The organism is Pseudomonas sp. PA1(2017), assembly GCF_001945375.1.
GTDB lineage: Bacteria > Pseudomonadota > Gammaproteobacteria > Pseudomonadales > Pseudomonadaceae > Aquipseudomonas.
In genome coordinates this window covers 133397-148477 of record NZ_MSXU01000010.1, presented here as the reverse complement: position 1 = coordinate 148477, position 15081 = coordinate 133397, and the positions used below count along the sequence as shown (strand labels likewise).

Annotated in this window: 5 protein-coding genes and 2 pseudogenes; 4 read left to right on the top strand and 3 right to left on the bottom strand. The window is 63.5% G+C overall.

The genetic code is table 11. The annotated features are described in order from the left end of the window. Positions 1 to 6: 6 nt before the first annotated feature. Entirely contained in the window at positions 7 to 1770 is a 1764-nt protein-coding gene (locus BVH01_RS15190; RefSeq protein ID WP_075931156.1) for a ShlB/FhaC/HecB family hemolysin secretion/activation protein, read from the top strand. A 10-nt stretch (positions 1771 to 1780) separates the two neighbouring features. Then, positions 1781 to 7891 carry a hemagglutinin repeat-containing protein gene (locus BVH01_RS15185; RefSeq protein WP_075931155.1) on the top strand — a complete coding sequence of 2037 codons (6111 nt, stop codon included), beginning with the start codon at positions 1781 to 1783 and terminating at the stop codon, positions 7889 to 7891. Between the two features lie 95 nt (positions 7892 to 7986). Here the strand turns inward: BVH01_RS15185 and BVH01_RS25250 are convergent. The 3 genes and pseudogenes from BVH01_RS25250 to BVH01_RS15175 form a co-directional block, all read right to left on the bottom strand. After that, a pseudogene (locus BVH01_RS25250) lies at positions 7987 to 8502 on the bottom strand (methyl-accepting chemotaxis protein); the annotation flags it as partial. Between the two features lie 390 nt (positions 8503 to 8892). Beyond that, positions 8893 to 9834: pseudogene (locus tag BVH01_RS25245) on the bottom strand (chemotaxis protein); the annotation flags it as partial. Between the two features lie 484 nt (positions 9835 to 10318). Then, the gene (locus tag BVH01_RS15175) at positions 10319 to 11377 is read right to left on the bottom strand and encodes an extracellular solute-binding protein (RefSeq protein WP_075931153.1); all 1059 of its coding nucleotides are present in this window, start codon (positions 11375 to 11377) and stop codon (positions 10319 to 10321) included. A 417-nt stretch (positions 11378 to 11794) separates the two neighbouring features. Here BVH01_RS15175 and BVH01_RS15170 point away from each other — a divergent pair, with 417 nt between their 5' ends. Both BVH01_RS15170 and BVH01_RS15165 read left to right on the top strand, forming a co-directional pair. Next, positions 11795 to 13246 (top strand): APC family permease, encoded by a 1452-nt coding sequence (locus BVH01_RS15170; RefSeq protein ID WP_075931152.1) that lies wholly within the window; start codon positions 11795 to 11797, stop codon positions 13244 to 13246. Positions 13247 to 13447: 201 nt separating this feature from the next. Beyond that, complete coding sequence (locus tag BVH01_RS15165) at positions 13448 to 14791, top strand: hypothetical protein (RefSeq protein ID WP_075931151.1); 1344 nt, start codon at positions 13448 to 13450, stop codon at positions 14789 to 14791. Positions 14792 to 15081: the final 290 nt, after the last annotated feature.

Below are 15081 nucleotides of genomic sequence, written 5' to 3'. Positions count from 1 at the left end.
TCAACTATGCGTTCAACCGCCCCTGCGCAGCGTCGCGCGAGCCGCCCGCACAGCCACCTCTCCCATGCCGTCGTACTGCTCATGTTGGGCACCGCCTCGGGCCTGAGCCATGCCCAGACACCCGGTGACATCGAGGCAGCGGCCCGCCAGGCCGAGCAATTGCAAAGCCAGCAGCGTGAGTTGATCGAGCGCCAGCGTCAGGAGGACGTCCGCTCCGATGCGCCGCCGACACGTCTGCAAGTGGCACCACGCCCTTTATCCGAACGGGTGTCGACGAACTGCCGGCAGATTCACAGCATCAGCGTTTCTGGTGTCACGCTGCTGCGCCAGGGCCAGTTGGATGATTTGTTGGCGCCCTATCAGGGGCAGTGCCTGGGCGTAGCGGAAATCGAGCGCATTCTCGGCGCCTTGACCAATGCCTACATCGACAAGGGCTACGTGGCGGCGCGAGCCTACCTGCCAGCGCAGGATCTGAGCCAGGGCACGCTGCTGATCCAGGTGGAGGAGGGCCGCCTGAAGAGCATCGTGGTCGAGGATGGCGGACAGAGCTCGCTGTGGTTGCCCAACCTGACCCCCGGCATGCTCGATCGCCCGCTGGATCTGCGTGATCTTGAACAGGCCCTGGATCAGATCAACCGCCTGCGCTCGAACAGCGCCACCATGGACATCGCGCCCGGTCAGGCGCCCGGCGACAGCGTGGTGACCTTTCGCAATGCGCCCTCGCGTCGTCTGCACCTGGGCGCCACCTACGACAATTACGGCCAGAAGGCTACCGGGCAGAACCAGCTGGGCGCCAACCTGGCGCTGGACAACCCGTTCGGCCTCAACGATTTCGTCAGCTTTACCCACCGGCGCTCCCAGCCCTATGACACAGGGCGCCATTCGTCCTACCTGAGCAACCTGTCGTATGTGGTGCCGTTCGGCTACAGCACCTTGAGCCTCGGTGCGTCGACCTCCGAGTACGCTAGCATCCTCGATGCGCCCAGCGGCGCCGAGCTGGAAACCTACGGTAATTCCAAGAACTACTCGGCCCGCCTGGATCATGTCGCCTGGCGCGGGCAGGACTCGATGTGGACGCTGTCCGGTAGCCTGACCAAGAAAAAGAACGAGAACTATCTGGAAGGCATCCTGCTGGAAGTCAGCAGCCGCAGCCTGACCGTGCTCGACCTCGACTCGTCCTTCACCACCCGGGTGCTGGGCGGCGCCCTGACCCTGGATGCCGGTGTCGCACGGGGTCTGACCTGGTTCCATGCTCTCGAGGATGCCGACAATCTGCCGGACTGGGCGCCGCGCGCGCAGTTCACCAAGCTGAAGTACGGCGTGAGCTTCTACCGGCCGTTTCAGGTCGCTGGCGAAAACCTGTCGCTGAACAGCGCCTTCTATGGCCAGCATGCGCTGGACACCCTCTATGGCTCCGAGCAGATGTCCATCGGCAGCCCCTTCACCGTACGCGGCTTTGCCGAGACCCCGCTCAGCGGCGACCACGGCCATTACCTGCGCAACGACCTGAGCTGGTTGAAGCCTGTTGCCCTGCTGGGTGCGCAGACGCTGACCCTGCGGCCTTATCTGGGCGCCGATTACGGCCGGGTCTGGAACCGTGTGGCGGACGTGCCAGAGGGTGAACTGAGCAGCGTCTCGGTCGGCCTCGGCGTCTACCTCGGCCCGCTCAGCCTCGACCTGCTGCATTCGCATCCGCTTAGCTCGCCGGGCTTCATGGATGACGACGCCCGCGGCGATTCGACCTTCTTCAACATCAGCCTGGCCATCTGAGGGAACCACCATGAACCATGTATTCCGGATCATCTGGAGCTTTTCCCGCCGTGCCTTCGTCGTCGTTTCCGAGCACATAAGTGCGCGTGGCAGGCAAGGTGGCCGAGGGGCGCTCGCGGTCGGCAGCCGCCCGGGGCTCTTCTGGCTGACGCCGATCTGCGCTGCACTGGCCGCCAACACGGCCTGGGCGGCCGGGGTCGAAGTGGCCAGCGGCAATACTGCGGTATTCAATGCTCCCAACGGCGTGCAGGTGATCGATATCGCCACCGCCAACGGTGCCGGCGTCTCGCACAACCGCTACATCCAGTACAACGTCGACCCCAGCGGGCAGATCCTCAACAACAACTCGGCGCTGACTCGCGCCGGTGCGTTGCAGTCGCAGCTGGGCGGGCAGATCGTGCCCAACGTCAACCTGACCAACGAGGCCCGGGTAATCCTCAACGAAGTGGTGGCGCCCAACCGCTCCTCGCTACGCGGCTACACCGAGGTGGTAGGCGGCAAGGCCGACGTGATCGTCGCCAACCCCTACGGCATCATCTGTTCGGGATGCGGCTTCATCAACAGTGACCGCGCCACGCTGACCACGGGCGTACCGACCATCGGTGCCGACGGCCGGGTAGCCGGCTTCACCGTCAACCAGGGTGACATCCTGGTGGAAGGCAACGGCATCGACGCCAAGAACCAGAAGGTGCTCGATCTGGTGGCGCGTTCGGTGAAGATCGATGGCCAGCTCAACGGCCAGGATGTCGCGCTGGTGGCCGGCGCCAACGACTATGGCTACGCCAACCGCGAGACCACGGCGCGCGCGCCCAGCGGTGACACGCCGCTGTATGCTATCGACTCCACGGCACTGGGCGGCATGTACGCCAACCGCATCAAGATTCTCGCGACCGAGGGCGGCGTTGGCGTACGCATGCGCGGCGAAGCGGCGGCGACTGGGGATGACTTCACGCTCAGCGCCTCAGGCAAGATCGAGATCAACACCCGCCTCAGTGCCGAGCGTGATCTGGCTCTGAGCAGTTCGACCAGCGGCGACGCCATCGTCGTCGAAGGTGCGAATACCCAGTTGAGTGCCAAGCGTGACCTGGCGCTGAGCGCCAGCAGCGGCGCGACCAGGCTCGATGAGGCGACCTTGACCGCGAACCGTGACCTCAACGTGACCGCTGCCACCCTGAGTGATACCAGCAGCACCGGCAAGAAGCGCTATGCCGGGCGTGACACCAGGATTCAGACCCAAGCGGCAACCACCCTGGCGGGAACTACCTGGGGGGCGGGCAACGACCTGTCGGTGCAGGCTGGCAGCCTGACGGTGACCAACACCGGCAACCTCTACAGCGGCGCCGATGGCCAGGCAGCGAGCAAAGCCCTGACGCTGCGCACCACCAGTGGCGACCTCAAGCTGACGGATGCCAACTTACAGAGCACGGGCGCTCTGAAACTGGATTCGGCCGCTGCGTTGTCCGTTGGCAGCGCTACCACCATCAAGAGTACGGGCGACTACGAGCTGAAGGCGGCTCGCTCGATCGACAACGCCGGCAAGGTCAGTGGCTCGGCCGGCGGCAAGGTCAACGCCGGCACGACGCTAAGCAACAGCAACCTCTTGCATGCCAATGGCTCGTTAGCAGTCGATGCCGCTTCGATCGGCAACAGCAGCACTGCGGGTATGTCCTCGCTCAATGAGTTGAGCCTGAAAGCCAACACCAACATCGACAACCACGGCGCTCTGTATGCCGCCGAACACCTGAATCTGCAGGCTGGTGGTCAGTTGAGCAACTACGCCAGCGGTACGCTGAGCGCAGCCAACAAGCTCGATATCCGGAGTGCCCGTCTCGTCAACAACGGCGCTATCGTCAGCTTCGGCGATGCCTATATCAAGACCACCCAGTCGTTCGTCAACGAGACGCTGTGGAGTGGCGGCACCTTGACCAAGCGCGACGGCGCGGTTTCTTACGGCGGTGTTATCAGCGAGGACAAGATCGCCAACGAAGGTTCGTTCGACAGCGGCATGAACGCCTGGCTCTACGACGAGAAATACAGCTTCGACGAGCAGTTGGTGGGCCTGACGCTGAGTGAGCTGCAGAACCTGCAGAAAGCGCAGATCATAGCCTACGGTGCCGGCAGCAAACTGACGCTCGACTATGGTTCCAGCGGCGTGAACCGGGTTGGCGTGATATCCGCACCCAATGTCGAGATCACGGGTACCGGCACCTTTACCAACCAGGAGTTGGCGCTTTACCACTACGAGAAAACCCTGCGCTGGATTCGTATCGATGACGAGTCGAGCGGTGATGACGACTTCATCGCCTGGGCGCGCACGGATTCCACTGTCTACTGCTATAACGGTGCGCCTGCCAATTGTTCGGGCCGTGATGATGACCTGGCCAATAGCCCGGATGACGACGACTACAACTGGGACGAGTGGAGCCCGGGCGCCGGCTGGACCAAAACCCGGCACCTCTCGGGAGGCGGCTTTCCTTCGGTACTGGGCGACGAGGCCAGGGAAATGGCTATACAGGGCGGCGTTTTTCGCGATGCCAGCGTTATCGGGCGCAGCGGCGCCGGCATCTTTGCCACCAACATGAGCATCATTGGCACAGGCACCCTGGTCAACGATGGCTCACCGTGGCCAGACGACCAGGCGCGGGTGGCCCAGACCACGCTGGTCACTGGCTCGGCCAACGGCCCGGCTGGTGGTACATCGACCATCAATTTACCGACCAACCCCAATGGCGACTTCGTCACCAGCAAGAATCCGAATACCAAATATCTGGTCGAGACCAACCCCAATTATGGGGTCGGCTCAAACTTCGTTGGTTCGGACTATCTGGCCAAGCGTTATGGCTTCAACCCGGACGACGTGCAAAAGCGCCTGGGTGACGCCAATTACGAGGCCTACCTGATTCGTCAGCAATTGATCCAGAAGACCGGCAGCAACGTCATCAATGGCTACGCCAATGAGGTCGACCAGATGCAGCGCTTGATGGATCAGGCCTATGGTGAAGGTCAGAGGCAAGGCCTGCAGTTTGGCAAGCCATTGACTCCCGAACAGGCGGCGAACCTGACCCAGGATATCGTCTGGATGGAAGAAACCGAGGTCCAGGGGCAGAAAGTGCTCGTGCCTCGGGTCTACCTGGCAGCCTCCACCGTTGCCGCCATCGCCAGCGGTGCGGTGATCGCCGCGGACAATCTGGATATCGCCGGCGGCGGTCTGAAGAACACCGGCGGCACCATCGAAGGGCGTGATTCGCTGAGCGTGAAGACCACCGGTGACATCACCAACACCAGTGGCACCATCAAAGGTGGCAACGTCAGCCTGACCTCGACCGAGGGCAGCATCCGCAACGAAACCCTGGCGGTCGGGCAGGGCGATGGCACGACCTATACGACGGCTATCGGCAAGACCGGCACCATCGAGTCGAACAACAACCTGAGTCTGGATGCGGCCAAGGACGTGACCGTGCTCGGTGCCGACGTCAAGGCAGGTGGCGACGCCTCCATCGCTGCAGGCGGCGATGTGACCTTCGACACCATCGTCGACAAGAATACGGCTACCAGCTACACCGAACGCGGCGGCTTCCTGGGCGGCAGCAGCACACGCACGTCGGTCAGCACCGAGAAGAACCTCGGCTCGAATCTGTCCACTGGCGGCAACCTGACGCTCAAGAGTGGTGGTGATACCACCCTCGCCGGCAGTAACGCCGATATCGGCGGCAACCTCGATGCGCAGACTGGCGGCAGCTTCAATGTCGTGGCCCGGCAGGACAAGGAGACCGTGGAAACCCAAACCAGCACATCGGGTGTCGGTGTTGGTGGCGGTCTCTACGGCAGCCAGAAAACCACGGTGAACGACTTCACCGGCACCAACAAAGGCTCGACCCTGAATGTCGGCGGCAATGCCAACGTCAAGTCGGACAGGGCCATCGTTCTGCAGGGCTCGGATGCCAACATCGGCGGTGACGCAAACCTGGAGGGCAAGGAGGGCATCGCCATTCTCGATGGCCTGGACGAGAAGCGCACCAGCACGCGTGTCGAGACCACTACCTTCCTCAAGGTGGACAGCTCCAGCGGCGCCGAGGCCAAGGCCCAGGCCAGTGCTGTCGGCCTGCAGTCGGAGGCTTCTGCAGAGGCCAGCGCCAAGGCGTCGGCCAACCTCAAGCTGGCGGAAACCAGCGTCACCACCACCAACGAGGGCAAGAACACCAGCGTTGCCTCGAACCTGAAGGTCGGCGGCAGCCTGGGCATGAAGAGCGACGGTACGGTTACCGTGCAGGGCTCGAACGTCGAGTCCGGCGGTGATCTGGCCATCGATGCCAAGGATGTTCAGGTACTGACCGGGCGTAACGAGGAATGGCGCGAGAGCGAAACCAACACGACCTCCGTCGGTATCTACAACGATGCCGAAGCCAAGGCGGGCGCGTCGGCCTCGGCGGGTGTGAGCGGTGGCGGCGTGGCCAGCGGCCAGGCGCAAGCCGGTGCGGATGCCGGGTCGACCACGACGGCCGGGGTGCGCCACGAGCATTCGCAAGAGTCCAGCTACAGCCTGACCAACTCGTCCTCGACCCTCAAATCCGGCGGCAACATGAGCGTGACCGCCAAGGACACCGCGACCTTCCAGGGGGCCAGCGTCGAGTCCGGTGGCGACATGAACATCCAGGCCAAGGACATCAGGAATGTCGCGGCCCAAGATGTCAGCCGCTCCAGCAGCTCGGCCGAGACCCACACGGCAGGCGTTTACCTGGGCACCGGCGCGTCGGCCGAGGCCAGCGCCAATGGCAATTCCCAAGGTCAGGGCGATGCGTCAGCCAGTGCCTCGGCCGAGGCCAGTGCAGGTCTTCGCTATGCCTACGAGTCGGAGAAAAACAGCGAAGGCTCGATCACCCAGGTGACCAACAGCTTCAAGTCTGGCGGCAACTTCACCCGCCAGGCGCAGGACACCATCGTCGATCAGGGTACCCAGGTGGAGGCGGCTGGCAACATTACCCAGTCGGCGCGAGTGATCCGCGACGAGGCGGTTTCAGATTCCAGCTGGTCGAGCAGCGATGCGCAGAGCCACGATGCCCGCGTTGGCGTTTACGCCGGCGCGGAAGCCAATGCCAGTGCCAGCGGTGGCGCCGAGGCCAGCGCCGGGGTTGGGGTCAAGGCGTCCTATCAGGGCTCCATTTCCAGCGAGAGCGAGCAGCAGAGCACGGCGGTCACCAGCCGCTTCAAGGCCGGTGGCGACATCAGCTCGACGTCGAAGGAGCAGACGACGCTGGTCGGTACCCAGTTCGAGTCGGGTGGCGACACCACCATCGACGCCGGTTCGCTCGATTACCAGGCGGCGAAGGACACCTCCAGCGCCAAGGGCAGCAGCCACGACATCAATGTCGAGGCCAAGGTCGCCATCGCCGGAAACGACGCCAGTCTCGACGCGGGCTATGACATGGCCAAGAGTTCCGAGAGCGCTTCGACCGCGCGCACCGGCAGCATCCAGACCGGAGGCAACCTGACCATCCGCACCCGCGGCGATGCCACGTTCACCGGCACCGAACTGTCGGCTGGCGGAAAGACCAGCATCGATTCCGGCGGCAACGTGACGTTCAACGAGGCGCGTGACACCGCCAACAGCTCGTCCCTCGACCTTTCCGTCGGCGTTAGCGCGTCGTCGAGCAAGACCGACACCGGTGGCAAGGAAAACGAAGGTGAGCTGGGGCTCGGTGTCGGCTACGGCACGGCATCGAGTTCTACCGCGCGGGTTGGCAGTATCAGTGGCGGGCAGGGCGTGAGCATCCGCAGTGGCGGTAATACCACGCTGGTGGGAACGCAGATCGAGTCAGGGGCGCAGACCGACATCAGTGCCGGGGGTAAGGTCAATCTGCAGGAGGCCGTCAGCACCTCGTCGAACTTCGCCGTTCGGGCGGAAACCTCGGTCAGCGGTAGCAGCAGCTCGGAGCCTGCCAAGCCAGCTAGCGAGGGGGCCTCCAAAGGTGCTGCGAACAAACCGGCAGAGGATGCTGGCGGGGACGAGGATGGGCCGATCGGGGCGTCGGGGCTGGAGCTCGAGGTGGGCAGCAGCCGTGAAGCCACCAAGGTCAACATCCAGTCAGCCGGCGGCACCACGATCAGGCAGGGGCAGCGCTGAGGGGCAACAGCCCGAATGCAGAAAAAGCGCCTGGGCACTAATGCCCAGGCGCTTTGGTGTTGGTCTGTCGGGCTCTGCCAAGGGCGTACGAGCACTCACACCTTGAACTGATCCATCAGCTTCATCTGCTGGTTGGCCAGGCTGTTGAGCTGATTGCTGACCTTTGCCGACTCGGTGGCTTGTTCGGTCAGGGTTTCGGTCACGGTGCGGATGGCGGCGACGTTGCGGTTGACCTCTTCGGCCACGGCGCTCTGCTGCTCGGCGGCGCTGGCGATCTGCAGGTTCATGTCGCTGATCACCGACACCGCGTCGCTGATGCGCCCCAGCGCCTGGGCGGCATGCTGGATCTGCTCGACGTTGGTCTGCGCGTGCTGCTGGCTGGCGTGCATGGTGGTCACCACGCCGCGGGTGGCGCCCTGGATGCGTTCGATGACCAGGCGGATTTCCTCGACCGAGTCCTGGGTACGCCGGGCCAGGTTGCGCACCTCGTCCGCCACCACCGCGAAGCCGCGGCCGCTGTCGCCGGCACGGGCCGCTTCGATGGCGGCGTTGAGGGCCAGCAGGTTGGTCTGTTCGGCGATGCTGCGGATCACCTCGAGCACCGAGCCGATCTGTTCGCTGTTGAGGGCCAGGGCTTCGACTTCGTTGACCGCCTTGCTGACCTCGTCGGCCAGCAGGCGAATATCCTGGCTGCTGCGCTCGATGATGCTCTTGCTCTGCTGCGCTGATTCGTCAGCACCGCGGGCGGCTTCGGCGGCGTTGGAGGCGCTGCTGGCGACCTCCTGGGCGGTGGCGCTCATCTGGTTGGAGGCCGTGGCCACCTGGTCGACTTCGCGGAACTGGATCTGCATGCCTTCACTGGTCTGGCTGGCGATATGCGAGGACTGATCGGCCGTGCCGCGTGCCTCGGTGATGCTCTGCTTGATCTGTGCGATGGTCGGCTGGAGCTTGTCGAGGAAACGGTTGAACCAGCTCGCCAGTTCGCCCAGTTCGTCGCGCTTGTCGTAGCGCAGGCGCTGGGTCAGGTCGCCTTCACCGCTGGCGATGTCTTCGAGCATGTGCGCCACTTCGTTGATCGGCCGGGTGACGCCGGAGGCGGTCAGCCAGATCAGCACCAGCCCGATCAGGCAGGCAGCCAGTGCCATTGCTAGCGCCTTGAAGGTGCCGCTGGTCTGGGCCTGGTCCAGGAGGTTCTGCAGCTTTACCGCGTCGGCCAGCAGCACTTCCTCTGGCAGGCCGATGGATACGCCCCAGGGCTTGGCATCGGCGATGGGGCTGACCGGGTGAATGGCATAGATGAAGTTGCCCTGGCTCAACACACTGGACGCCTGGTTGCCCACTGCGGCGAGAATCTTCTTGCCTTCGTCACCCTGGGCTTCGCCGATGTTCTTGCCGATCTGGCTATCGTCGGTGCTGTAGGCGGCGAGAGTGCCGCTTGGCGACACGATCAGCACGCGGCCGGCGTTGTCGAACAGGCCGCGCTGGGCTTCACTGGCGGCCGCCTGCAGTGCGGCAAGTTCCAGGTCGACGCCCAGGGTGGCGATCACCTTGTCGCCGTCCATCAGCGGGATGGACAGCGAAGTCATCAGCAGGCGCCTGCCTTCGGTCGTATCGGCGTAGGGTTCCAGCAGGCAGGCGCCTTTACGCTCGCGGGGGCAGGTGTACCAGCTGTTGTAGGGCGTGCCGCTGATGCTCAGCTCGGTTTTTTCGATGTCGCCCTCGGTGATCATGATATTCATCGGTTGCGGGGTACTGCGCGTCCAGGCACTGGAAAATCGACCGGTCTCGTTGGAGCCGCGGGCGCTGTCATCGACGAATTCGGTATCCCGACCGTCCAGAGCGTTGGGCTCGAAAGCCAGCCAGATGCCCAGTACTTTGGTATTGCGCTCGAAGGCGGTCTTTATGCTCTGGTTGATCGCCGCCCTCAGGTCGCCAGCCGGCATGCCCGTTCTGGCCGCCAGGGCGCGCACATCGTTCACCTGGTCGGCGAGGCCGGTGATGACCAGTAGGCTTTCGCCGAAGGTGCGTTGCAGCTTGATGGCCTGCTCGGCGGCTCGGGCTTCGAGCAGGTGCTCGACGCTGTCGGTCAGCATCTGACGGCTGGAGGTGCTGGTCAGCTCGTTGTTCTGGCCGCTCTGGTAGAGGTTCATGCCCACGATCAGGGCGGTCACGCCAAGCAGGCACAGGCCGGAGAGCAGGACGATTTTCAGTCGAATGGACATGGAATTGAACATGGCGCTCTCTCTTGTCTTGAGCAGCATTGCAGCGAGGCCTGCGTGCTGTACTGCATGGTTGAGTACTTGATCTCTATCGGCGCAAAGATTTCTTTCGTGAGGGACAGGTAGACGAAATGACGCCGCCTGGCAGCCGCCTGTCGCTTGGGGTGTCATATAGACACTAGTCGACTTGCGAGGTAGCGCCCTGGCGTCATTGCCGAGCCGCCTTGAGTTTCTGCCAGGCACCATCGAGCGCCGCCTTTTGGGCATCGCTCAGGGACTCCAGCAGGTAGCTGCCGCGCCGCTGGGTAGCGTTCATCACCTGCATCGGGTGCTCGTTGGCGAAGCGCTGCATGAGCGCCGAATCGCTCGGCAACGGTGCGTAGAAACGCGTGGCCCGAGCATTACGCACGGCATTTTCCGGCGTGATCATGAAGTCGATGAAGCGGTAGGCCAGTTCCGGGTTGGGCGCGTTGGCGGGAATGGCCAGGGTATCGATGTACATCGCCGCGCCTTCGTCGGGAATCAGGTAGCTGAGCGCCGGGTTTTTCTCGATGGCCATCAGGGCGTGGCCGCTCCAGCTCATGGCAATGCACAGCCGGCCTGCGGCCAGGGCGTCGATGTATGCCCAGTTGTTCAGTTCGGCGAGCTTGGGCATCAGCGACGCCAACGGCTGCAGGGCCTTGCTGATCTGCCGTGGGCTGCTGACTGCCGGGTTGCGGCCCTTGTAATTGAGCAGCAGCGAGGTCACTTCCTGGGGCGCGTCGGGTAAGCCCACGCCGCAGGTGAGCAGGCGCGCCACCTGCTGGGGCTCGAACAGCAGACTCCAGCTGGTGGGCAGCGGCTCTTGATAGGCGGCCTGGGCCTTGGCTTTATCCAACACGATGCCCACCGAGCCCCACAGGTAAGGCACCACATGCTGCTTCGCCGCAGGTTGGCCGGCTAGCATCGACAACAACCAGGGATCGAGTTGCTTGTAGTGGGCCAGGCGGCCGGTGTCGAGTTTCGCCAGCTTGCCGTTGCCGGTCAGGTCGTTGAGCATGAAATGCGAGGGCACGATCACGTCATAGGCGGTGCCTGACTGCATGGCCTGCATCAGCTGCTCGGCGGTGGTGAAACTCTCGTACTCAACGCGGATGCCGGTGTTGCGTTGGAAGTCCTCGATGACCGCGGGGTCGAAGGAGTCCTGCCAACTGAAGAAGCGCAGCACCTGTTCGGCGTGGGCGCTGGTGCAGACCAGCATCACGAACAAGCAGATCAGAGGTTTCATGGCGTCGCTCCTTGAATGACCAATGCCACCGGTGTGCTGATCGAGCGAGCCGAGAGGCTCAGCGGGCGTGGCTGGTGAATCGGTTGTCCGGCGAACCGAGTACGCTGGCCTGGTGGGCGTCGCTCAGCCGGCAGCGGGGGAGCGCGTCATCACTGCTGTCGCGTGTGGGGTCGATGGTAGAAGCGGTGTTTGCGCGGGCGTTATCCCGAATTGGCAATGTCATGGAGCGGTGCTGAACGGCCGTGAACCATCTTGGCAATGGGGCATTTTTTGGCTGCCAATTTGGGATAACGCACCGCAGGGGAAGGGCCTAGGATCATTTTCGACAGCCAATAACAATTGCGTTTCGGTCGGCCAGGCGGGCGCGTTGCCTTCTTCCGGCCCTTGAAAACTGCCTCATAAAATAAGGTCAAGAGAATGAGCGTATCCATGAGTTCGCCTGCAGGCTCGAACGAGCTGCGGCGCGGTGCCTTGAGCGTCGGTTTCATCATCTTCTTCGTGATTTCCGCGGCAAGCCCGTTGAGCGTGCTGGCCGGCGGGTTCCCGATCGGCATCATGCTGGGCAGTGGCGCGGGCACGCCAGCCCTGCTGGTGATAGCGCTGCTGGTGCTGCTGTCGTTCGCGGTGGGCTACACCACCATGGCGCGGCACGTCACCAATGCCGGCGGTTTCTACGCCTTCTCATCGCGTGGGCTGGGCGGCCTGGCCGGTGGCGCGGCAGGGATGTTGGCGATGTTCGCCTATAACATTCTGCAGGTCGGCCTGTATGGCATGTTCGGCGGTGTGATGGCCGGCACCATGTCCAGCGTGTTCGCCATCGACCTGCCGTGGTGGTCTTATTCGCTGATGGCCATGGTCAGCGTGGCGATCCTCGGTTACCGCAACATCGACCTGTCGGCGCGGGTGCTGTCGCTGATCGTGGTCGCCGAGTACCTGGCCATTCTGGTGCTGGACATCGCGATCCTGCACAGCGGTGGCGACAGCGGAGTGAATTTCGATTCCTTCAAGGCCGAACAGGTATTCAGCGGCAATCCGTCGATTGGCCTGCTGTTCTGTTTCGCCGCGTTCATCGGTTTCGAGGCGACCACCATCTATGGCGAAGAGGCGAAGAACCCGCAACGGGCCATTCCCATCGCCACCTATGTGTCGGTGCTACTGATCGGCTGCTTCTACGCCCTCTCGATCTGGTCGATGGTCATCGGCGTGGGCACCGACAAGATCGTACCGACCCTGCAGAGCCTGACCGATCCGACCACCTTCATCTACGGCCTGTCCGATCACTACGTCGGCGCCGAGCTGACCCAGGTGATCCGCGTGCTGTTCGTGGTGAGCATCTACGCAGGGCTCCTGGCTTTCCACAACTCTGCGGCGCGCTACTTCTACGCCATTGGCCGTGACGGCCTGCTGCCCAAGTCACTGGGGCTTACCCACCGCATCCACCAGAGCCCGCACATGGGATCGGCCTTGCAGAGCCTGATCGCGGCAGTGGTCGTGCTGATCTTCGCGGTGATGGAGGCCGATCCGATCCTGCAGCTGTTCGCCTGGTTCTCCAGCCTGGCCACGCTGTGCCTGCTGCTGCTGATGGCACTGACCTCGGCCGCGGTGCTGATGTACTTCAAGCGCAACCCGCAACTGAAGCTGGGCCTGCTGCGTCGCCTCGTTATGCCGGCCTTCTCGTGCATGGCCCTGTGCGTGGTGCTGGTCATCGCGGTCATCCACTTCGACGTGCTGACCGGCTCCAGCAAGGCAATTTCCTATGCGCTCTGCGCGGTGATTCCGGCGGCGCTGATCGGTGGGGTGCTGCTGGCCATGCGCCTTCGTCGCAAATCGCCGGAGTGCTTCGCCAGGCTCGGCAGCCACAAGCTGTAAGCCACTCCCTTCTATGCCAATCCCACTGCGCGGTAACGCTGCCGGTGGGTGGTCATGAGCAGACCGAACACTCATCGAAAACGGCCGCCAGCGGGTGAGGGCGGCTGTTCCGAGGCGGCACCGTATCCGGGGCAAGCCAGCGAAGCATGCACCCGGACCCAACGCCAACCACGATAAAACGGACGTGAAAGGAGCATCACCATGGAACATCGCAAACGGGCAATTCGCCTCTCCAGTGGCGGCCTGGCCCTGAGCCTGGCCATCGGCCTGGCTGCGCCGGCAGGTGCTGTCGAGCTGTACAGCGACGAAGACGCCCATCTCAACGCCGATGTGCTCGCGGTATTCGGCATGATGAACAGCCGCAAGAACTACGACGGCACCAGCGGCGGCTCGACCTGGCGCGAAGGCTTCATCAAGTACGGCCTGAGCGGCGACCAGGGGTTGGCCGGGGCGGGTACCGCCTACGGCGCCTTCAGCCTGGTCAGTTCGGCGACCTGGGGCGATGGCGATGCCGGCGGCAATTCGGACGGCTCCGAACGCACCACCAAGATCGAGGATGCCTACCTGGGCTGGCGCTCTGGCGACCTGTTCCCCGCGCTCGGTCAGGATGGCGTGGATTTCTCCGCTGGCCGTCAGGTAGTCAAGCTGGGGCGCGGCTTTCTGATCAACGACGACGGCACCAACCTGGGTAACGGCCCTCAAGGGCCGAACGGCGGAAGCCTCAACCGCGGCGGTGCTTATTACGCCGCCGCGCGGCATGCCTTCGACCGCACCGCGGTATTGCGCCTGGGTGGTCAGGAGGGCGTGCATGGCTCGGTTCTGTGGCTCAAGTCCGACAACCGCGTGCAGGCGCAAACCGAACTGGCCGCCAGCACCCTGGACTACACCACCGATGCCGGTACCCTGGGGCTGACCTGGATCCACGGCCTGGACGTCAATGAGCGCTGGGCCAATCCGATCCAGGCACAGCGCGACAACATGGACGTGTACAGCGTTCGCGGTGAAGGCAGTGCCGGTATCGAGAACGCCAACTTCGCTTTCGAATATGCCAGGCAGGATGTCGATACCGGCGTGGAAAAGGCCTGGTACGCCGAGGCTGGCTACACCTTCGCCGATGCGCCCTGGGCGCCCAGCCTGACCTACCGCTATACGCGCTTCTCGGGCGGCTGGGATTCGCTGTTCACTGGCCTCAGTACCGGCTACGGCACCTGGTTTCAGGGCGAGGTGGCGGCCAACTACGCCGGCCCGTTCAACACCAATACCGGTATTCATCACGTTGGCCTCAAGGCCACGCCGATGCAAGGGTTGACCCTGGGCGCGCTGTACTTCGACTTCAGCACGCTGCACGACCGCGACACCATCAATCGCGACGCGCGTGAGCTCGATCTGTACGCCGAGTGGGCGGTCAGCGAGCACCTGACCATCGCACCGCTGGTGGGGTTCTATCAGCCCAAGAAGAGTTCCGACGACGGTGGCATCGGCAGCCAGGTTGGCGGCAATGGCACCAACGTCTACAGCCAGTTGATGGTCATCGTGCCGTTCTAAGAAACTGTTCACGATCCTTCTAGGCATGGCTATGGGCAGCTATAGGCAGAAGCGGACATCAGCGCAGTAGCTGTGGGAACGGGCGGGGACGCCTAGTCCATGCCCGCGATTTTTTCGCGCGCATGGCGCGCTCCCACAGTGGATCGGGGAACGGCCGCTTGCGCCACGTTGCAGTCAAATAGATCAAACCCAGCATGAAGATCGTGAACTACGCGCCACCCGAGCGGCGTTCACCTAACCCTCTTGGCGACTCGCTCCACGCATTTGGTCGCACGACTGCCCGTTCGCGG